Below are 21,423 nucleotides of genomic sequence, written 5' to 3' on the forward strand. Positions count from 1 at the left end.
AACAAGAGGGGTTGCCCGGTCGTCATCATGGATGACAATGGGCAACCCCTCTTGTATGCAGCGCGATTAGGCGCTATGTTCCGACTTCGCTGCTTCTTCTGCGGCGCGGCGGCGGCTCTTGCGAACCGTTCTGCGGAACAGCGCTCTAACGTTTTTTTTTAAGCCGTACAGCGCGTACAACAGCAGCGGTACGAAAATGATTTTGGACAGATGCTTAGGGAACAAGTAGCCGAGTACGACCGCAACAACGACGATAATCGGTACCACCCACACGGCACTCTTCGGAATACCGATCTTCTTGAAGTTCGGATATTTCACCGTGCTGACCATTAAGAACGACAGCAGCAGCGTGCTCGCCATCAGTACGGCAACGGGAATATCTTTGTAGAACAGTGCAAGCGTCGACAGTACGCCGCCTGCCGCCGGAATCGGAAGACCGATGAAATAGCCCGGCATGCCGGATATGACATTGAACCTAGCCAGCCTCAGCGCCCCGCAAATCGGGAACAACGCTGTAATGATCCATGCCGCGGCTTGATTCAAATCCTGGAAAGCGACCACATACATAATAAAAGCAGGCGCGACGCCGAACGATATAACGTCGGACAACGAGTCGAGTTCCTTGCCGAATTCGCTCTGCGCATTAAGCGCTCTTGCGATTCGTCCGTCCACTCCGTCAAGCAGCATCGCTATAATAACCATCATGGCCGCAAGATCCGGTTTTTCATTAAACACCAGGATGATGGCGACAATGCCTAGAAAGAGATTGCCTACCGTAAACAGGCTCGGTATCGATTTTGTGATCATATTTCGTTCCACCTCATCTCTACTATGCCCAGAAAATTGCTTCATGTACACACACCGGACATATTAATTCCATCCAGTACCAGATGCCTCGAATGCATTCCCTCATTCTATGGGATTTAAATCTGCCTGTCAATGAACATTTGATCTTGAATCCGTTTCAATCCTTCCTTGATTGCGCGTGCGCGAACCTCGCCGATGCCGTCCACTTCGTCCAGTTCTTCATAGGTCGCCATCACGATATGAGGAAGATGATGGAACCGCTCTACGAGGTTGTGCATGACGACGATCGGAAGACGCGGAATCTTATGCAGCAGCCGGTAACCGCGCGGCGAGACCGATTCTTCGGCCGATGTGCCGGAGTAGCCGAGCAGCCGAAGAATATGCGGCGGATCCATCAACTCGTCGTTGTTAAGCTTCTTTAACGCCATCCGGATTTCCCGGATCCGGTCGTCCGAATTGTCCTTCGCGTAATCCTTAAGCAGGAACCACGCGTCCTCCTCAACGCCGCCGACGAGCTCATCCATCTGCATGCCGATGAGCCGGCCTTCCGTGCCGAGCTCCGTCACGTAACGCTTAATCTCCATCTTGATCCGAACGACCATCTCAACCCGGTGAATGACATGCGCAACCTCCTGCAGCGTCACGAGCTCTTCGAACTCGGCTGCGGACAGGTTGGTGAACGCTTGGGTCAGCACCGCTTTATATTTCTCGAGCGTCTGAATCGCTTGATTCGCCTTCGTCAGAATAACGCCCATATCTTTCAGCGCATAGCGCAAATTGCCTTGGTATAGGGTAATAACGTTCCGGCGCTGGGAGATGGATACGACCAGCTTGCCGGTCTGCTTCGCCACCCGCTCCGCCGTCCGGTGCCGAATGCCCGTCTCCGATGACGTAATCGAGCTGTCCGGAATAAGCTGCGTATTCGCATATAGAATTCGCTTAAGATCTTCGCTTAGGATGATGGCGCCGTCCATCTTCGCCAGCTCATACAAGTAGTTCGGCGAGAAATCGCAGTTGATCGAGAATCCTCCGTCTACGACCTCCATAACTTCCGGGCTATAGCCGACGACGAGCAACGCTCCTGTCTTGGCTCGCAGCACGTTCTCCAATCCGTCGCGGAACGCTGTGCCTGGTGCGACCAGCTGCAGCAATTGGTACATAACCTCGAGCTCTCTCTGTTCCTTCATTATGTGCCCCCTCTATCCGAGCGCTGCCGCGAGCGCCTCCGCCACGGTGGTTACGCCGATGATTTCGATGTTAGACGGCGGCTTCCATCCCTTGAGACTATTCTCAGGCATGATAACCCGCTTGAATCCGAGCTTCTCCGCTTCGCGCACCCTCTGCTCCGCGCGGGATACGGCGCGGACCTCGCCAGTCAGGCCGACTTCGCCGAACACGACGTCGAACGGACGAGTCGGCGCATCGCGGAAGCTTGATGCAATGCTGACCGCGACCGCCAGGTCGACGGCCGGCTCATCGAGCTTGACGCCGCCTGCCACGTTCAAGTACGCGTCTTGATTTTGCAGAAACATGCCCATCCGCTTCTCCAGCACAGCAATAATAAGCGCTAACCGGTGATGGTCGATGCCGGCGGACATACGCCGCGGAGACGGGAAATTCGTGGATGCGACCAACGCTTGCAGCTCGACGAGTACAGGTCTTGTGCCTTCCATGCTCGCCACGACTGTCGAACCGGCTACGCCGAGCGGACGTTCAGAGAGGAACAGCTCAGACGGATTCGCCACCTCGCGAAGTCCAGACTCTCCCATCTCGAATATGCCGATCTCATTCGTCGAACCGAACCGGTTCTTCACGGCTCTCAGCAGCCGGTATGTATGGTGCCGCTCGCCTTCGAAATAGAGCACGCAGTCCACCATGTGCTCGAGCATCCGCGGTCCGGCAATCGCTCCTTCCTTCGTAACGTGTCCAACGAGAACGGTCGCGATGCCTTTGATCTTCGCAATGCGCATGAAGTGCGACGTGCACTCCCTTACTTGCGCAACGCTGCCCGGCGCCGATTGCACGTTCGGATCGAACACGGTCTGAATCGAGTCGATGACGACAAGAGCAGGGTCGACCGACTCGATCGCTTCGCGGATCGATTCAACGTTCGTCTCGCACAACACGTACAGCTGCTCCGACAGCGAACCAAGACGGTCTGCGCGCAATTTGGTCTGACGGACCGATTCCTCGCCCGATATATAGAGGACCCGCAATCCGCTGGCTGCAAGCGAGTGAGACGTCTGCAGCAGCAGCGTCGATTTGCCAATGCCTGGATCGCCGCCCACGAGGATGAGCGAGCCGGGCACGACTCCGCCTCCAAGAACGCGGTTCAGCTCGCCAAGCTTCGTATCGACACGCGGTTCTTGATCACTTTCTATGTGTATGATGGAACGCGCTTTTTCTTTCGTTTGAAAAACGGCGGCTCCCGCCGCTCCTGCCGTGCGGACGACCGTCTCCTTCTCCTCCACCATGGAGTTCCAGGCGCCGCAGCCGGGGCATTTGCCCAGCCATTTCGGCGATTCGGTGCCGCATTCCGTGCATACGAATTTTACTTTTATTTTTGCCATTGTCGGCTCCCCTAGCAGTTAAACGGTATCATTCAAAGTTTACCATTTCCAAGACGCAATATAAAGCCCACGACGAAAAGGGACGCCGCCGCGCCATTACGTATGGCTAAGCGGGTCCCTTAGGCAAGACCTTGCAACTCAAATACTTGATCCATCATTGGGCGTTGTCCGGAAATTAGCCCTCCGCTTGGACAGAAGCCTCCGCCTGCTGCTCGAACAGCACCTCATGAATGGACAACTTCGCTCCCAGCATAACTGGTCCTTCTTCGGAAGAAGCCGGGCGGCCTCCTTCGGCCGCGCCATGGGCAGGTGCGCCCTCGGTAGCCGTCGGCTTGCCTCTGCCCGCATGCGCCTGCTTGAACGAGTCGCTGTTCACCCAGCCGTCGAACGCTTCCTTCGTCTCCCACAGCGTCATCACTTTCAATTCGTCCTGCTCCCCCTCTTCGGAGAGCAGCAGCTCCATCCGCACAAAGCCCGGCATCTTGTGCACGCCCTTCGGATTTTTGAACCGCTCGGCGACAGACCGGCCGTGGCCTTGGCGGATCGAGATCGTATTCGTCACCATAATCATTATTGCGCGCCTCCCTTTATCGCTTGACTGCCTTTCTCTCTAGTAGTTTATCAGTCAAGAGAACGCGAAACAAATGGTGCGGCGTCTCCCGCTTCCTGCGCCGCCGCATTCGAACCAGAAGATACGGCTCTCCTGCGGCGCCGGAGCAGCAGCGACAGCGGCAAGCCGAACGAAGTTAGCACGAGCGCAAGCACGAAGACGTCGCTTAATCCTCGAATATAAGCATGTGCATCGGCAGCGTAATGTCCCGGGTCACCTCCATAAGCATTCGTCCGCGCATAGAAATAAGCGGTGAACACGCCAATCGCCAGCGCGCCCCCCGCTTGCCGGATCCAATTGATCAGCGCAGAGGCATGCGACGACAGACGCGGTTCGACGGCCGACATGCCCGCATTCATCGCCGGCGTCATCGATAAGCCGATACCCATATAGCGAACGGCCATCCATAGCATTACGAAACCGTGGCTGGAATGCTCATTCAGCCGGCTGAACTGCCAAGTCGCGAGCAGCAAGAGAAGCGTACCGGCGATGAGCAGCTTGCGGGCGCCGAGTCTTGCGTACAGCTTGGAGGCAACGGTCGTGGCCAGCGTCATCGTTAAGGCCGGCGGCAGCAACAAGAGTCCGACGTGCATAGGGGTCATGCCCTGAACCTGCTGCAGAAATAACGGGATAAAGTAAATTCCCGAATACAATCCGGTTATGAGAATGAGCGAAGCGGACAAGCTTGCCGTGAACGTTCGGTTCGCGAATAAATGCAGCTGCAGCAGCGGCCGTTCGATCCGCAGGCTCCGGCGTATGAACAACGTGATTAAGCAAACCGAGCTAATGCCAAGCGCCTGTAAGGCGGGCGAAGCGATCCCCCACCGGTTCAGATTGCTGAATACGAGCAGCAGCGACAGCGTTCCGCCGATGACATAGCATAGGCTCGGAATATCCGGCCGCTTCACTGCGCCGCGGACAGCCTGGTGCGGCAAATACGTGTATCCCATCCACCAGACGAGCAGGCCAAGCGGCACGGTAACCCAGAATAACAGCCGCCAATCCGACTGCAAGAGCCAGCCGCTTACGGTCGGCGCTAACGCCGGACCCAAAATGGTCGACATCGTCCACCAGCCAAGCGCTGACGAATGCTGCTCTTTGGGCAGCGTCCCATAAATAATGGACAGCGTGAGCGGCTGCATAATACCGCAGAATACGCCCTGCAACGTGCGGAAGACGATCAGCGAACCAATGTTCCAAGCGAAGGAGCATATAATCGAGCATAGCGTCAGCATGACCGTGCATAGGAGAAACAGCCGGCGGGCTCCGAACCGCTCTTCAAGATAAGCGCACAGCGGAGCGGCCATGCCGGTAGCGAGCGTAAATCCGGTCATAAGCCATTGCGCCGTCTGTAAGTCGGTATGAAAAATCGAAATAAATCCAGGCAGCACTGCGTTCAGCGACACAACGTGATAAATGGACAGAAAAGAACCGAGGAACAGCGCCGCCATTGGCAGGCGGTGCCCTCCCCGGTTGTCTATCCCTCCGATGTTCGCTGCATGCGCAGCTCTCACTCCGCCACCTTCACGGCAGGCTCCGCCTGCGGAATAAGGCGGTTGGCCGAAGGGCGCTGCAAGCCCAGATTGTCCCGCAGCGTCTTCCCTTCGTACTCTTCGCGGAACAGGCCGCGGCGCTGAAGTTCCGGCACAACGAGGTCGACGAATTCTTCGAGCCCTCCCGGCAAATACGGCGGCATAATATTGAAGCCGTCTGCCGCCCCGTTCTCGAACCATTCCTGCAGCTGGTCGGCGATCTGCGACGGTGTGCCGATAATTTCCCGGTGTCCGCGCGCGCCTGCGATGCGCTGATATAACTGGCGTATCGTCAATTGCTCGCGGTCGGCCAAATCTTTGAGCAGCTGGAACCGGCTCTTGCCGCCGTTAATTTGCGATAAGTGCGGCAGCTCCGGCAGCGGTCCGTCGACCGGATAAGGCGACAGATCGAAGCTGATGAGACTGGACAATAGCGCTACGCCGGCTTGCTCCGGGATGAGCTGCTCGAGCAGCGCTTTTTTCTCCGCCGCCTCTTCTTCCGTCCGTCCGATGATCGGGAATACGCCCGGCATGATTTTGAGTTCATCCGCCTTGCGGCCATACTTGGCCAACCGGCCTTTCACGTCGGCATAGAACTGTTGTGCCTCCTCCAGCGTCTGCCAAGCTGTAAAGATCACTTCCGCCGTACGGGCCGCAAGCTCCTTACCCGGCTCCGACGCGCCGGCTTGAATGACGACGGGATGTCCTTGGATCGGCCTGGCGACATTGAGCGGACCGCGTACGTTGAAAAATTTGCCCTTATGGTTGATCGGCTGCACCTTGCCTCGGTCCGCGAAGCGAGCCGCTCCTTTATCGAACAGCAGCGCGTCATCGTCCCAGCTGTCCCACAGCTTCGTGACAACGTCAACGAACTCTTCTGCCCGCTCGTACCGGAGGTCATGCTGGACATGCTTCTCGAGATTAAAATTGCGCGCTTCCGCATCCGTCCCCGACGTGACGACGTTCCATGCCGCACGGCCAGAGCTTAAATAATCGAGCGAAGCGAATTTGCGCGCGACGTGGAACGGTTCGTTATACGTGGTGGACACCGTGCCGGCCAGGCCGATTCGCTCCGTAACGGAGCTTAACGCTGACAGCAGCGTGAAAGGCTCGGGACGCACGTTGACCGTCTGCTCCAGCGCTTCCGGGAACCGCTCCGCTACCGCGTAGCCGTCGGCCAGAAACACCATATCGAACTTGCCCCGCTCCGCCGTCTGAGCAAGCTGCTTATAGAAGCTGAAGTCGAGCACGCTCGCCGCATCCGCGTCCGGATAACGCCAAGCCGCGACGTGATGGCCGGGAATCATGAAGAACGCGCCGAGCTTCAATTGTTTGCGTCTGGCAGGAGGATTCGATTGGTTCGTGTTGGATTGATTTGTTTCGCTCATTATAGTCCACTCCCTTAGTTTCGATCTTTATTCGTGCGATTGCGTCTTCCAGGACGAGAATCTTCTCTCCAGCGTCACCAGCAGTTGATTGAACAGAAGGCCAAGCAGCGAGATCGTAATAATGCCTGCGAACATTTGCGGAATTTGAAAATTGAATTGCGTATAGTTAATGAGGTAACCGAGGCCTGCTTTCGCTCCGACCATCTCCGCCGCAACGAGTACGAGAATCGAGCTTGCTCCTGCCAGCCTGATCCCCGTAAAGATCGTCGGAACGGATGCGGGCAGAATGACCTTCTGGAACAGCCGCAGCGGTCCGAGTCCCATCGATTTCGCGGATTTGATCAGCAACGGGTCGACATTCTTAACGCCGCTAATCGTGTTGAGCAGGATCGGCCACGAGCAGGCGTAGAACACGATAGCGATTTTGGACGTTTCGCCGATACCTAGAATGAGAATGAAGACGGGCAGCAGCGCCAGCGCAGCCGTGTTGCGGAACAGCTCCAGCACCGGTGTCAGCAGCTCCGACAGCTTCGGATACCAGCCGATCAGCAAGCCGAGCGGAATGGCAGCCGCTATCGCGAGAATAAATCCGGCTAATGACCGTGCGATGCTTGATTGAAAGTGCGTGCCCAGTTCTCCGCTGACGAGCATTTCCCACCATGCTTTAATGTCGACGCTGAACGGCGGGAAGAACGTCCGGTCGACGAGGCCGATTCGCGGGATTACTTCCCATACGGCCAGCAGGACGATAATCGCGATGGTGCGTTTAAACACCTTGTTCAGCAAACCGAGCGGCAGCGACAATGCGTTCGTTCTCGTGCCGCCGAGGGGCACAGATACCGTTTTGTCCAATACAGCCATCTTCTCTTCCTCCTCTGCTCTTCGTTATGCGCGGGAGCCTGCGGCAGCATTGCCGGGCTGAGCTTTGCTTCGCTCCTGCAGCTCCGCTCTCGATACTTCTTCCCGCAGCAGTCCCCATATCTCGTGCCTCAACTCACCGAAAGCCGGCAGCGACCGGATATCCTCTTCCGTGCTTCTCGTATCGATAGGGATGTCGATGATCTGCTTGATCGTGCCCGGTCTCGACGTCATCACCGCGACCCGCTGTCCAAGATAGACCGCCTCATCAATCCCGTGCGTAATAAAAATAATCGTCTTCTTCGTCTGCTCCCAGATGCGAAGCAGCTCGCCCTGCAGCGTCTCCCTCGTCTGCGCATCGAGCGCTGCGAACGGTTCATCCATGAGCAGAACGTCCGGGTCGTACGCCAAGCTCCGGGCGATAGCTACACGCTGCTTCATGCCGCCGGACAACTCATGCGGGTAACGCTGTTCGAAGCCTGCCAGACCGACCAGTTCGAGAAAATGGCTCGCACGCTCGCTGCGCTCTTTGCGCGGGACGCCTTTGGCCTCCAGGCCGAATTCGATATTTTGCTTCGCCGTCTTCCAGGGGAACAGCGCATATTGCTGGAACACGATGCCGCGGTCTAAGCCCGGCCCCTCAATGGGCTTGCCGTCAATCAGAATCTCGCCTGACGAAGGCTTCGTCAGCCCGCCCAGCATATCGAGCAGCGTGGACTTGCCGCATCCGCTCGGTCCGACGATGACCATAAATTCTCCGTCACGCACTTCGAAATTAATGTCCCTAACGGCTGTGAAAGTGGAGTACGCGCCCCTTCCCGCCGCCGCGTTGCGGACTTTAAAAAACTTATTGACGTTCTGAAATTGAATCATCGTCGTGGCCCCCTTTGTCCCCCTGCGGGGGATAGTTCCATTGGGCTCTGCCCTCTGGACTCCCGTTAAGGGGCTTCGCCCCTCAAACACTCTTGTTTACACCTAAACCCTCAGGGCCTCTTTCTACCCACCCAAACCCTCAAGGCCTCTTTCTACCCACCCAAACCCTCCCTGCAAGGGAGGGCCCCAGAGAGCTCGCGCCCTCTGGACTCCGCTAAGTCCGTTCTTGCTTCCGCCGTTCGTCCCCATCGCTTGCCGTCCCTCCCGGGACCCGCTCCACTTCCGCCGCATCTATCCACGCTTTCACGTGCGCAACCTGTTCGTTTCCCCTCGCATCATTCGCACTGACACTCGCTTGCCGTCCCTCCGGGACCCGCTCTCCTTTACCCGCTCCCCACTCTACAGCTCCGCCCATTGTTCCCGGGCTCCGCCTAAAGCGAGTTACTGACGGCTTTGCCTGGTTGGCGAGATTGGTGATGTTAGATAAATTAGCTAACGAATCGTACGAGCGCTATTGCATCCTATTTGGTTACTTTTACAATCTAACGAACTCCAGAAGCGCTATTTAATCCGTTTAACCCTGTTTGGATAGGATCAGGACAGAATAACGCCGACTGAGTTCGTTAGACACTCAGAATAGTCATTTTCCTCTGAATAACGCTTCTACGGTTCGTTACACTTGACCACACAAATCCTGACACCATTTAAACCCGATCTTTAAACCCGCCGTATCCTACCCGATTCGATCTCTATCTTTTGGCCGTATCTCTATCTTTGTCTCTATCTATCTCTAATCCACTCATACTCCCTATGTCTTGCCTGTCTTTCACCCGAGGCCGTAGAACTCACGCTCCCCGTTAAGCTACTTTTTCTCTTGGTCGTTCTGGAAGGCGCTGAACTCGTTCGTGTAAAGATCGGATAATTTAATCTGGCCTTCCTTGAGTTCGCCGTCTTTGACGAGCCAGTCGGTCCATACCTTGAACTCGCTCTCGCGGATGTAGCCGCCTTTGCCTGCGATGCCGGTGCTTTTCCAATATTGAATCGCGGTCGCGTCCTCTTTGCGTCCACGCTTTTCGATAATCTCTTTATATTTGGCGATGACTTGTTCGCGAGGCGTCGTACGCGCCCATTCGATCGCTTTGCCGGTCGCTTCGACGAACTTCCGAACCGTGTTCGGATTGTCTTTAATAAATTTGTTCGTGAACACGTAGCTGCCCGCCGTGAACGTGCCGAACAGATCGTAATCGCTGAACAACCGGCGGATGCCGCCGCGCTCCAACGCTTTGTCCCGAAGCAAGCTGCCGAGCGCTGCTACGTCGATTTGCTTCTGGCGAAGCGTTTGTTCGGAGTTAACCGGCGGAATGACGACAAGCGTCACTTGCTTGATCTCATCCTCGGTCAGTCCGTTCCGGCGCAAGTATTCTTTGATAACGAACTCGGAATGTGCGCCGAGCGTGTTGACGCCGATTTTTTTGCCGATCAAATCTTTCGCCGTCTTAATCGGACTATCATCAAGCACGTAGAATCCGCCGTACGTATTCTCGTCAATGCCGTAGTAGCCAATAACGGCCTTCACCGGCGCACCCGCCGAAATCAATTTAATGATCGCCCCGTTGAACGCACCGCCAAAATCGGATTGTCCCGTCGCAGCCGTCTGAATATCTTGCGGACCGCTAATCGTGTTGCCAATCCACTTCAGCTTGAGCGGAGCGAGGTAGCCAAGCTCTTCCGCAAGCTCCGGATATGTAACCGACCCTACGCTTCCCTGATAACGAAGCTCCAGCGTTTCATACTCGGATCCGCTGCCAGCGCTTACCTTCGATTTGCTTTCGTTACCGCAGCCTGCAAGTATCACCACACCTGCAAGTGCCATAATCGCTATGGTCCATGCCCATTTATTCGTCGCCGTGCTTTTCTTCCTCATCTCCGTCACGTCCTCTCCTAATGCTTCTCTTGGGTGACCTGCATACGCGAAAAGGCCTTTACTCGGATTATCTCCGTCGTAAAGGCCTCCAGATGCCTGGTCGGCAATCAACGAGCTGAACTCATTAATTTGACAATTCCTATTGACTTAGTGTGATTAGAATATTACCATCGGCTTCCACACTCGTCAATAGCTAAAAAGCCCCGCACGGAAATAAATTCCGATACGGGGCTTAAGTCCTCTTTTTGAACGGTACATCTACCAGCCTTTGCGCTCTCTCAGACTCGTAATATGCGCAACATGATGTTTGCCGTGCCATGCATACATGCCTGTTACATAACCCAATGTCATCGTCCGGCCGTGCTCTGGATGGATGAACCCGCGTTCGAACTGCTCCGGCTGCAGCGATTGCAGAAAAATAAACCAACGCTCATGCAGCGCTTCGATCAGCGACAGCGACAATCTGATCGGCGCATGCGCACCGTCAGCCAACTCTGCCCAACGATCCTCGTAATAAGGCTTGACCGTCGGAGAATCTTCCGTCACAGCAAGCTTGAACCGCGTATACGAGTTCATATGGCTGTCCGCGATATGATGTACAACTTGGCGAAGCGTCCACCCGCCATCCCGGTAAGGCGTGTCGAGCTGTTCCTCGCTAAGCCCGTCTACTGCAGTGTACAGTTCAGCCGGAAGTTGCCCGATCTCTTCGATCCACTGCTTGCGTTGCTCCTGCGTAATCGTCCCGCTTGGCTCATAATGTCCGATCGGAAATCGAAGCTGCTCCAGTTCGTTCATTCGATCCTCTCCCTTGTTTAATAGTTTCTAGAAAGACCATTGACCATCATTATGACCAGACTATCACGCTCTCTGGTGCTCCGCAAGCTAGGCTTCACAGCATTGGAGCATAAGAGAAGAGCTGCAGCAAGAACTAACGAATCTCCCAGAAGCGCTAATGTGTTCAAAATGAAGAGTTCGGCAGACTAACGCGCAGCGCGGCATGCGCCACAAAAAGACACCGCGCAGCACTGGGCTGCACGGTGTCTCTATTCGTTACTTATTCGCAGGCTCCGCATTGTCTACTTGCTGCCCGCTTTCGCTTGAGCGGTTCACTACAAGCTCGCCGTCTTTCTCGTCGATGACGAGCGAGTCGCCCTTCGTGATGTTGCCCATCAGCAGGTCCTCGGACAGCCGGTCCTCGATATGCTTTTGGATTGCCCGGCGAAGCGGACGAGCGCCGTACTGCGGATCGAAGCCTTCCTTCGCCAAGAAGTTTTTCGCAGCATCCGTCAATTCGAAGTCGACCTCTTGCTCTTTCAGGCGCTTGCGCAGCTCATCGGACATCAGCGTCACGATTTGCGCAATGTGCTCCTGCTCGAGCGAGTGGAAGACGATCGTCTCGTCGATCCGGTTCAGGAACTCTGGACGGAAGCTCTTCTTCAGCTCGCCCATTACTTTGTCCTTCATTTGGTTGAACTCGCGGCCCGAGTCATGGACAGCCGTAAAGCCGAGCGTCGAGTTACGTTTGATTTGGTCCGCACCGACGTTGGACGTCATAATGATGAGCGTATTGCGGAAGTCGACAACGCGACCCTTCGAATCCGTCAGACGTCCGTCCTCCAGCACTTGGAGAAGGATATTGAACACTTCCGGATGCGCCTTTTCGATCTCGTCGAGCAGGACGACCGAGTACGGCTTGCGGCGAACTTTCTCGGTCAATTGGCCGCCTTCTTCATAGCCGACATAGCCTGGAGGCGCTCCGACGAGACGGGATGTCGAATGCTTCTCCATATACTCCGACATATCGATACGGATGACGGCGTTCTCGTCGCCGAACATCGATTCCGCAAGCGCGCGGGCCAATTCCGTCTTACCGACACCCGTAGGGCCGAGGAAGATGAACGAACCGATCGGACGCTTCGGATCTTTCAGGCCGGCACGAGCGCGTCGGATCGCCCGCGATACAGCCTTCACCGCATCGGTCTGGCCGATGACGCGGTCATGCAGGATGTCTTCCATTTTCAGCAGGCGCTGCGTCTCTTCCTCTGCCAGCTTGCTGACCGGAATACCGGTCCAGCTTGCGACGACCTGTGCGATATCCTCAGGCGTTACTTCGGAATCGGTGCGGCCTTGCTTCTCTTTCCACTGATTGCGCGTCACGTCGAGCTCTTCACGCAGCTTCTGCTCCGTATCTCTTAGAGCTGCCGCCTTCTCGAACTCCTGCGATTGAACCGCGGAATCCTTCTCCTTGCGAATGTCCTCCAGACGGTTCTCCAACTGCTTCAGGTTCGGCGGTACCGTGTACGTTTTGAGTCTTACTTTGGACGATGCCTCGTCGATCAAGTCGATCGCTTTGTCCGGGAGGAACCGATCCGTAATATAACGGTCAGACAGCTTAACCGCCTGCTCGATCGCTTCGTCCGTAATTTTTACGCGGTGGTGCGCTTCGTAACGGTCGCGCAGACCGTGTAAAATTTGGACCGCTTCCTCTGGCGAAGGCTGGTCAACCGTAATAGGTTGGAAGCGGCGCTCCAGAGCAGCGTCTTTCTCGATATATTTGCGGTATTCATCCAGCGTCGTCGCGCCGATGCATTGCAGTTCGCCGCGGGCCAGCGAAGGCTTGAGGATGTTCGATGCGTCAATCGCGCCTTCTGCGCCGCCTGCGCCGATCAGCGTGTGCAGCTCGTCGATGAACAGGATAATATTGTTCGCTTGGCGAATTTCGTCCATGATCTTCTTCAGACGGTCCTCGAATTCGCCGCGGTACTTCGTACCGGCTACAACCGAGCCCATGTCGAGCGTCATGACACGCTTATCGCGCAGCGTCTCCGGAATCTCGCCTGCAATAATTTTCTGAGCGAGACCTTCCGCGATTGCCGTCTTACCGACGCCCGGTTCGCCGATCAGCACCGGATTGTTCTTCGTCCGGCGGCTCAGCACTTGAATGACGCGCTCGATTTCTTTGCTGCGGCCGATAACCGGATCAAGATTGCCTTCGCGGGCGAAGGCGGTCAAGTCGCGGGCCAGACCGTCCAGCGTCGGCGTGCTAACGTTCGATGGCGCGCCATGGCTGCTTGATACGGCTTCGCTGCTGCCGAGCAGTTGAAGCACTTGCTGGCGAGCTTTGTTCAGGCTGATGCCAAGATTGTTCAGCACGCGTGCAGCGACGCCTTCGCCTTCGCGAATCAACCCGAGCAGAATATGTTCTGTTCCAACGTACGTATGGCCAAGCTTTCTCGCTTCGTCCATCGACAGCTCGATGACTTTCTTCGCACGTGGCGTGTAAGCGATATTCGTAGGTTGCTCTTGGCCGCGGCCGATGAGCGCCTCTACTTCATCCTGGATTTTCTCAAGTCCGAGACCGAGACCGATGAGCGCCTTCGCCGCAATGCCTTCCCCTTCGCGGATCAAGCCGAGCAAAATATGCTCCGTTCCGATATTGTTATGGCCAAGTCGAACTGCTTCCTCCTGCGCCAAAGCAAGCACCTTCTGTGCACGTTCCGTGAATCTTCCGAACATCATTGCGATACACCCCCATGATTGTTGTGCTGCGATATTAAGCTGCGAATCAACTCCGCCCGCCGGACATCCCGCGCTTCAGGGCTCAACGCTTCATTGAACACCTGCTGCAAAAATCCCGGCTGCGTCATGACCATCAGCTCGTTCATGTCCTGCTGCGACAGATCCTCGATCATCCCCAGATCGATGCCGAGCCGAATGTCGGACAGCCGCTGCGCGGCTTCCTTCGAATCCATTACGGCTGCATGCGACAAAATGCCGTAGGAGCGCCTTACCCGGTCCTCGATACGGATCGGCGATTCGGCTACAAGCCGTTTTCTCGCCGCCTTCTCGTGTTCGATAATTTGCTGCGCTACACTGTACAAGTTGTCGATTATTTCGGCCTCGGACTGTCCCAGCGTAATTTGATTCGAGATTTGAAACAGATTGCCAAGCGACTCGCTGCCTTCGCCGTACATCCCCCGTACTGCAAGGCCTACCTGCGTAACCGCGGATAAAATGCGATTGATCTGCTGCGTCAACACGAGCGCCGGCAAATGCATCATGACCGATGCGCGGATGCCGGTGCCGACATTAGTCGGGCAGCTCGTCAAGTATCCTCTTCGTTCGTCGAAGGCGTAATCTGCCTGTTCTTCGAAAATATCGTCAATGCTGCTTGCCAACGCCCAAGCTTCCTGTATTTGAAACCCGGGATATAAACATTGGATTCGCAGATGGTCTTCTTCGTTAATCATGATGCTGACGGATTCGTCTTCGTTCAGAATAAGCGCACCGTTGCGCGACTCGTTCGCAAGGTTCGGACTAATCAAATGCTTCTCGACCAGCACTCGCTTCTCCAGCTCGCTGAGCTCTGTCAGCTTGTAGGTCTCGAACCTTCCGAGCTCGCCCAACTTGTTCTGCGACACGACTCCCGTTAACCGGTTCATCACCTCAAGCGATTGCTGGCTCGTCGCCAGCATCGGGAACGGGAACGTCCGCAGGTTGCGGGCTACCCGGATGCGGCTGCTGATGACGATGTCCGAATGCGGACCTTTACCTTTCATCCAATCGCTGAGCGGCTGCTCGGCGAACCTTCTCTTCGACACAATCGAACATCCTCCCTTCGCGCTTACAGCCCTTCGGCTTTCCGTTCAAGTTCTCGAATTCGGTCGCGGATCTGAGCCGCTGCCTCGAACTCCTCGTTATCGATCCGGACGTGCAGCTCCCGCCGCAGCCGTTCGATCTCTCGTCTCGATTGGATGATGCCGCCGGAGCGTTTCGGGATTTTGCCGACGTGGACCGTGTTGCCATGAACCCGTTTGAACAACGGATCCAGTTTATTCTCGAAGTTGCGGTAGCAGGAACTGCAGCCGAACCGGCCGATTTTGCTGAACTGCGCATAGGTTAGTCCGCAATCCTCGCATCTAAGCGTATCCTGCTTCGCGCCTTGTCCTACCCGTTCGAAATCGAGCAAGCCGGACAGCAGGCTGTGAATCGAGAAGCCGTTCGCCGAGCCGGGAATGCCTTCTCCCTTATCTCTGGCGCACGATTCGCAAATATGGTATTCGTTCTTGTCTCCATTCACGATCTTCGTAAAATGAAGCGTTGCCGGCCTCTTGCCGCATTCCTGACAGTTCAAGCCGCCTTCCCTCCTTTGCCGATCGGACTGCCCTCACCGCCGCTTGCCGCCAAGCCGCTATGACCTCGTCAGCAAAGCGATGAGCATCGCCTTCATAATGCGCGCCCGCACTTCGTCGCGAAGCGGCAGCTTCAGAGCGATCGCCTCGCGAGATACGGCAGCCTTCAGCAGCTGTGCTTCCCGTCTCGTGACGAGCTCGGCTTCCTCGAGCTGATAGATCAGCCCTTCCGCCGCGCTCTGATCGACGCTGTCCCCGATAATGCCGCTCAGGTACGGCGTGATCGTTTTCAAGGCAGGAAGCTCGGCGCGCTGAATGCGAATGTATCCGCCTCCGCCTCGCTTGCTCTCGACCAAATAGCCCTTCTCCAGCGTGAATCTCGTGCTGATCACGTAATTGATCTGCGATGGGACGCAGGAGAACCGGTCTGCTAGGTCATTGCGCTGAATCTCGACCGCACCTTCGTTGCTCTCCTGAAGCATTTGTTTCAAATATTGTTCGATGAGATCGGAAATGTTACGCATGCACCAACCTCCCTCATGATGCGCTTGCTTCGTGGTATTACGGATTGTACTGCTTGTTAGCTGGTCAAAGCATTAGCCGCAAGACCGATGTAGCGTCAGCTGCATCGCGCTCAGCTTCACGCCGCCGCACTTCTATTGTGCGGACGATACGTTCAACCGAACCTCTCGGCAGGCACTGTCGAGCCAATCCTCAATGTGCTTGCTGCGTATGCGTATCCGCCTCTTGCATCGTTCTTATCCGTCCTCAACACGGGCTGCGAACCCTGTGCCGCTGACTTTGACTTTCTTTGACTTTAATCTCATTATACGACTTATTGCACGAAGGTCAAGAGGTTGGAGACATATTCGTCATAATTGTCTGACAGTTTGTCTTTCCCCGTCTGTCCGTCTTTATTAGGGTTGGATGTACATGTCCGGTTTATACGTGCCTTTCTTCCTCTTTTCGCAACCTTTGTCCGGAATCGTCCGTCTATCCGGTTACATCATCATGATCCGGACATTCAAACTTTAACTTTCAAGGAGTGTTACCATGCCATTTCGAATAATAAAGCTCGCATCATTGCTGAGCGGCAGCTTGTTAGCGGGGACGGTTCTCGCATCGGCCGGAGCTTTTGCACAGCCAATCAGCGAATACGAAGAAGTTCACCCGATTTATCATGACAAGAGAAGCGGAGAAACTTTTTATCAGATATATGACCGTGACGGCACGGACGGATTCTCCGTTATTTATGCTGACCGTCAAGGGCAATGGAGCAAACTTTCTGACGTCTCGATCATGCAGTATCCGTACCTGTTCTATAAACCGTATACCAATCCGTTCGTGTACTTCGATTCCGATAATCCGCTCCTGTACAACAAGCGGTTCATGTACGATCCTTCCCGCAAAACGCTAATCGACGGACAGCCGTATACGATGTCTCCGACCGGGAAGAGCGGGTATCTGATGTTCAATCATTATGTACCGGTACGCAATACCGGAGAACAGGGCTTTACGCCCCGGCGCAGCAATACCTTGTTCCTCAAAGATATGACTTCCGGTACGATCCATGAGCTCTGGTCCGGAAGAGGCTATATTCGGACTGAGTTCACGAATGATGGGCAGCTGGTCGTCAACATCGACAATAAAGTCTACATAACGGACCCGTCGACGTACAAGCTGAAACCGATCGCCGACGGCTACTCCTACTATTATTCCGATACGTCCGACGAAGTCGTGATCTCTCTAATGGGCAGCAACAAGTTGCTCGCATATCGCGTGAAAGACGAAACGACTCGCATCATTGGTCCTAATGACCCAAGACCGAAAAACACCAACATGAATACCGGCTTCCCTCCGAAGAGCTGGCCGGTTCCTAACCCATCGCTTGAAGTAGACGATCTTCCTGTCACGCCAGTAAGTGCGGAATATGAGCCGGAAGCACTGCTTACGCTCGGCGGTGATTACAGCGGCGGCATGTGGAAAATGTCTGCAGCTCTTGCCTTCATCGGTACGGACCACAAGGTATACGTCCCTGTTGAACCGTTCGTTGAGCGTTTAGGGCTCCAGGTCCATAAAGAGATTACGACGCGAAACGATACCTCTTCCTATCGGTTCAAGCTGTCGCTGCAGAAACACCGGCTGACCCTCGACGATACGAACAGCCGTGTCGTTAATTATCACTTATATGCACCGCTTGATACGCTCAAACAGCTCGGCATGGGCGACGTTGCGATAGATTGGAAGGCGCCTGCCATACCGATCCCGCTGGAAGCAGCATCTGATTTGGATTAAAAACGAAGGTCGGTCTCCCCTCTCTGAAGGAAGCCGACCTTTATTTTTAGAAAAAATCATATAAGAAGGTATTCGCAGTCGGGATCAGCTGCTCCAGACATTGAACTGCCCGCTCGCTTCCTGTCAGTTTCTCTAGCTGCTTCAGCCGGACTGGTCTTCGATAGCCGAACATGATACTCGTAAGTGTCTGGATATCGCACTCTACTGTGTTCGCCAACCGCTCCGCATCTTGTACTTCAGCAACTCGGGACATGACTCCGCTGCCCACGTTATCCACATGTAGATGAAACCATCCGTCATTCCATTGTGCATCCCGGTCATGTATGCGCATATACACATCATGTGGACTTCCTGTGGAGAGGAACGGATATTGTGCAATGAACGCTTCGTTATCCACAATCCGAGCCATAAAGTAAGGGACGATCTCCTGCTTCACTCGCGGGTTATCGAGCAGCAGCGCCAGATCGCCATCGATCGGCGCAATTACCGTTACCTCTTTCGCCATCGAGTCGTGGTTCGCAATGAATGTCCATAACGCCCGGCGGGCTGTCTCGTTGCTGTGCACCAGTTCATGAATCGTCATTACGCTTTCTTTCACGTCATAAATGATATAGCCCTGCGGTTGTCCATCCTCCGAACGGTATACAGCCGTTTGCCCTTTCTTCCGGACATAGATCCGCTCCGTCCACCAATCTGCAGATCGCGACAGCATTCCATTATAGCGCTCGGCATACGGCTCATATATAGATGCCAGCAATTCCGTATCCGGCCTAGCCAATCGCTCGACCGTTCCCGGAACTTGTACCCTTGCGGGCAGCAGATGCGACGCGATCGTATATTTCCGGTATTCCGTCAGCATCTCCCACCCGTATTTGCGGTAGAAATAAAACTCGAACGGATGCAACAACGACACCGTCTGCCCTGCTTCTCGCATCGTCTGGAGCGAATGGCGCAGCAGCTTCGAGACAAGCCCTTGTCTGCGGTATTCCGGCCATGTCGCCACGCCCGCAATTCCGCCCATCGCATATTTTCGGCCATTCAAATAAATATGAAGCGGCAGCAGCGTGAGCTGCGCCAACAGCTTTCCGTCCTCGAACGCTCCCCAGCGCTCCTCCGGTTTGAACTTTGCACGCCGTCCCGCCCGCTCTTCTTCGGTTAACTGAATCTGAAAGGCAAATGACGATAAGTCCAGTGCATCCTCGTAATGCTGTTCCGGAATATTTCGAATCTCTACGTTCATGCTAGTTATCCCCTTTCGTGAATAAAATGTGGATCAACTTGCTCTTAACCTGCATGATTGTTATCCACACCTGAATAACCTATATAACAAATTAATATTTTATTGCCTTAATGAAATTTACCAACGTATAATATTTCCATTATGCATATTATTGTGGAGAATCGACCGTAATGCAACAGTTCGGTGGTTCGCAGAGGGAGAAAGTATGAACAAGATTAAATCCGTAATGCTGGCGTCCATGCTGGGACTGGCGCTGCTGCCGATGTCATCGGTATGGGCGGCACCGAAATTTTCTGTCGTTATCGACGGGAAGTCGTATACGTTAGAGCAAGAACCGATCAACCGAAAAGGAAGCCTGCTTGTACCTTTCGGCCCTATTTTTAAAGCGCTGGATATTCCCGTCCAATGGAACAATGAGAGCAAAACCGTGACAGCAAGCAAAGGCAAGCTCAACATCGAAATTACAGTCGGCTATCCCGGCGCGATCGTGAATGACGACTGGGTTGAATTAGATGCATCTGCTGAAACCATTGGCGGCAGAGTCTACGTACCGCTCCGGTTCATCGGCGAGTCGACCGGCAACGACGTGAAGTGGGACAAAACGTCGAACAGCGTTATTTTCACCAACCGTATGGCGCAGCAACTGGCATCGGTCAAAGGATACTCGAGCGCACTCTTTGATTCGAAAGGGACGCCTTACGATGCAAGCGCGGCAGACCAGATTGCCCCCTCCAGCTGGAGCAACAATTATGGCAGCGCTCCTGAAATTATCACCTATGTGAATCCGGATCAGAGGATTACAGTGGCGTGGGACGACGAGAAAGAGGTTCATATCTCAGAACTGACTGACTCCTATTCCGTTGCCGCCAGTCTATCCTTTGCGAAACCGTATGAGATGTTCGGCGGAATGGTGAAGGATGATCAAGGAAACTACTATGTGCTCTATGCCAAACCGAATAAAGACGAGGACATGAGCTCCAACGTTAAACTCGTTAAGTTCGACAAGTCGGGGAGCCAGACAGGCGTATACGATCTGCCGACCGATAATAAGACAGGCTTCGATGTGATGACGCCAATCTCCCACGCGGGTTCGCGATTAGCGTATGGCAATCATCAAGTTGCCGTACATATGGGCAAAACCCAACATAAGAATACCTCGGATGGGTTGAATCATCAAAGCGGTATCTTGTTCGTCGTGAACACCGACGCGATGACGCTTGACGAAGAGGCCTCCATGCATTGGACGGCAAGCCACTCCTTCGATCAACGGTTAATCTATGACGGTCATGATTTTGTACTGCTTGACCTGGCCGATAATTATCCGCGAGGATTTTATTTGACCAAACAGCAATCAGGCCAAGTCGTGTTCACGTTCAAAACGGAGCATGACAACGATCCCGTCAATCCGGCCGGCAAAAATCTTGGAGCCTACAAGTGGTCCAACGATAACAAAACGTACTCCGAGCTAGGCGGTCTCGTACAAACGGACAGCGGATATATCGTACTAGGCTCCTCCGAGAAAACGTTCGATAACAACAAAACATCGGACTATCTGAACGAATCGCGCAACTTGTTCATCGTTCATGTTGTGCAAAACTTTAACGAACAATCGACCGAAGAATACGACGGAGACAGCCAGTGGAATATCGTAAGCAAGCATGTCGTTGATTCGGTTGGACAAGACTCGCCGCTGAATCATTTCTACGACTTCAACGGCGGAATCAATTATCAGAAGCAAGTCGGTGTTGTCTGGTTAACGGATTTTACGGATAAGAACAAAGAAAACGCCGTACGCCCGAAGCTGGTCAAGCTGGAGAGCGGCAAGTATGCGGTTGTATGGGAGAAGTGGACAGCCGATCAATATGTAAGTACACAATATATGTTGATTGATGATAAAGGTACGATTATGAAGCCAGTGACCGATATCGGTCCGCTGCGCTTGAACCGCGGAGATGACATCACAGCGGTCGGCAACAAGCTAGTCCGGGTAACGGGCGACAGCATGAACAACCAACTGCGAGTGAATGTTATTGATACAGATAAGTAAACGCTAATGAGGTTAATAAAATTAAGCTGTCCAATCGATGACGGTTCGTTCGTCATCGATTGGACAGCTTTTATTATGGCCATTTAGGCGGGTCAATTCAATAACAAAAAAACCACTATCATTAGACAGTGGTTTCATCGTGCTTGG

Annotated in this window: 18 protein-coding genes; 2 read left to right on the forward strand and 16 right to left on the reverse strand. The window is 54.4% G+C overall.

The window, feature by feature from the left end; translation table 11 throughout:
* Positions 1-66 precede the first annotated feature (66 nt).
* The 15 genes from pssA to PKO01S_RS16155 form a co-directional block, all read right to left on the reverse strand.
* Positions 67-807, reverse strand: coding sequence for a CDP-diacylglycerol--serine O-phosphatidyltransferase (gene pssA / locus PKO01S_RS16085; RefSeq protein WP_127532455.1), 741 nt, complete (start codon positions 805-807; stop codon positions 67-69).
* Between the two features lie 116 nt (positions 808-923).
* Positions 924-1,994, reverse strand: coding sequence for a DNA integrity scanning diadenylate cyclase DisA (disA, locus tag PKO01S_RS16090; RefSeq protein WP_127532456.1), 1,071 nt, complete (start codon positions 1,992-1,994; stop codon positions 924-926).
* Between the two features lie 12 nt (positions 1,995-2,006).
* The gene (gene radA / locus PKO01S_RS16095) at positions 2,007-3,377 is read right to left on the reverse strand and encodes a DNA repair protein RadA (RefSeq protein ID WP_127532457.1); all 1,371 of its coding nucleotides are present in this window, start codon (positions 3,375-3,377) and stop codon (positions 2,007-2,009) included.
* Positions 3,378-3,552: 175 nt separating this feature from the next.
* Positions 3,553-3,948, reverse strand: a complete 396-nt coding sequence (locus PKO01S_RS16100; protein ID WP_127532458.1) for an antibiotic biosynthesis monooxygenase — start codon at positions 3,946-3,948, stop codon at positions 3,553-3,555.
* Between the two features lie 50 nt (positions 3,949-3,998).
* Positions 3,999-5,501: a DHA2 family efflux MFS transporter permease subunit gene (locus PKO01S_RS16105; protein WP_246070593.1), complete on the reverse strand. Its 1,503-nt coding sequence runs from the start codon at positions 5,499-5,501 to the stop codon at positions 3,999-4,001.
* Positions 5,498-6,907 (reverse strand): LLM class flavin-dependent oxidoreductase, encoded by a 1,410-nt coding sequence (locus PKO01S_RS16110; protein WP_127532459.1) that lies wholly within the window; start codon positions 6,905-6,907, stop codon positions 5,498-5,500. The genes PKO01S_RS16105 and PKO01S_RS16110 overlap by 4 nt, the downstream gene beginning before the upstream one ends.
* 27 nt (positions 6,908-6,934) lie before the next feature.
* Complete coding sequence (locus tag PKO01S_RS16115; protein ID WP_127532460.1) at positions 6,935-7,768, reverse strand: ABC transporter permease; 834 nt, start codon at positions 7,766-7,768, stop codon at positions 6,935-6,937.
* A 24-nt stretch (positions 7,769-7,792) separates the two neighbouring features.
* Positions 7,793-8,638: an ABC transporter ATP-binding protein gene (locus tag PKO01S_RS16120; RefSeq protein WP_127532461.1), complete on the reverse strand. Its 846-nt coding sequence runs from the start codon at positions 8,636-8,638 to the stop codon at positions 7,793-7,795.
* 214 nt (positions 8,639-8,852) lie between these two features.
* Positions 8,853-9,053: a hypothetical protein gene (locus PKO01S_RS16125; protein ID WP_127532462.1), complete on the reverse strand. Its 201-nt coding sequence runs from the start codon at positions 9,051-9,053 to the stop codon at positions 8,853-8,855.
* A 447-nt stretch (positions 9,054-9,500) separates the two neighbouring features.
* A complete protein-coding gene (locus PKO01S_RS16130; protein WP_407669658.1) occupies positions 9,501-10,511 on the reverse strand; it encodes an ABC transporter substrate-binding protein in 1,011 nt (336 codons plus the stop codon).
* 309 nt (positions 10,512-10,820) lie between these two features.
* Positions 10,821-11,357, reverse strand: coding sequence for a YfiT family bacillithiol transferase (locus tag PKO01S_RS16135; protein WP_127532464.1), 537 nt, complete (start codon positions 11,355-11,357; stop codon positions 10,821-10,823).
* 255 nt (positions 11,358-11,612) lie between these two features.
* Entirely contained in the window at positions 11,613-14,081 is a 2,469-nt protein-coding gene (gene clpC, locus PKO01S_RS16140; RefSeq protein ID WP_127532465.1) for an ATP-dependent protease ATP-binding subunit ClpC, read from the reverse strand.
* Complete coding sequence (locus tag PKO01S_RS16145) at positions 14,078-15,163, reverse strand: protein arginine kinase (RefSeq protein WP_127532466.1); 1,086 nt, start codon at positions 15,161-15,163, stop codon at positions 14,078-14,080. The genes clpC and PKO01S_RS16145 overlap by 4 nt, the downstream gene beginning before the upstream one ends.
* Positions 15,164-15,186: 23 nt before the next feature.
* Positions 15,187-15,696, reverse strand: a complete 510-nt coding sequence (locus tag PKO01S_RS16150) for a UvrB/UvrC motif-containing protein (RefSeq protein WP_127532467.1) — start codon at positions 15,694-15,696, stop codon at positions 15,187-15,189.
* Between the two features lie 57 nt (positions 15,697-15,753).
* Complete coding sequence (locus PKO01S_RS16155; RefSeq protein ID WP_127532468.1) at positions 15,754-16,218, reverse strand: CtsR family transcriptional regulator; 465 nt, start codon at positions 16,216-16,218, stop codon at positions 15,754-15,756.
* Positions 16,219-16,747: 529 nt separating this feature from the next.
* Here PKO01S_RS16155 and PKO01S_RS16160 point away from each other — a divergent pair.
* Positions 16,748-17,989, forward strand: a complete 1,242-nt coding sequence (locus PKO01S_RS16160) for a hypothetical protein (protein WP_127532469.1) — start codon at positions 16,748-16,750, stop codon at positions 17,987-17,989.
* 46 nt (positions 17,990-18,035) lie between these two features.
* Here the strand turns inward: PKO01S_RS16160 and PKO01S_RS16165 are convergent, their stop codons facing one another.
* Positions 18,036-19,229 (reverse strand): GNAT family N-acetyltransferase, encoded by a 1,194-nt coding sequence (locus tag PKO01S_RS16165; protein ID WP_127532470.1) that lies wholly within the window; start codon positions 19,227-19,229, stop codon positions 18,036-18,038.
* Positions 19,230-19,434: 205 nt separating this feature from the next.
* Between PKO01S_RS16165 and PKO01S_RS16170 the strand changes: the two genes are divergently transcribed.
* Complete coding sequence (locus tag PKO01S_RS16170; RefSeq protein WP_127532471.1) at positions 19,435-21,276, forward strand: copper amine oxidase N-terminal domain-containing protein; 1,842 nt, start codon at positions 19,435-19,437, stop codon at positions 21,274-21,276.
* The last annotated feature ends 147 nt before the right edge of the window (positions 21,277-21,423 follow it).

It is taken from the genome of Paenibacillus kobensis NBRC 15729, assembly GCF_004000825.1.
In the GTDB taxonomy this organism is placed as follows: domain Bacteria; phylum Bacillota; class Bacilli; order Paenibacillales; family Paenibacillaceae; genus Paenibacillus_T; species Paenibacillus_T kobensis.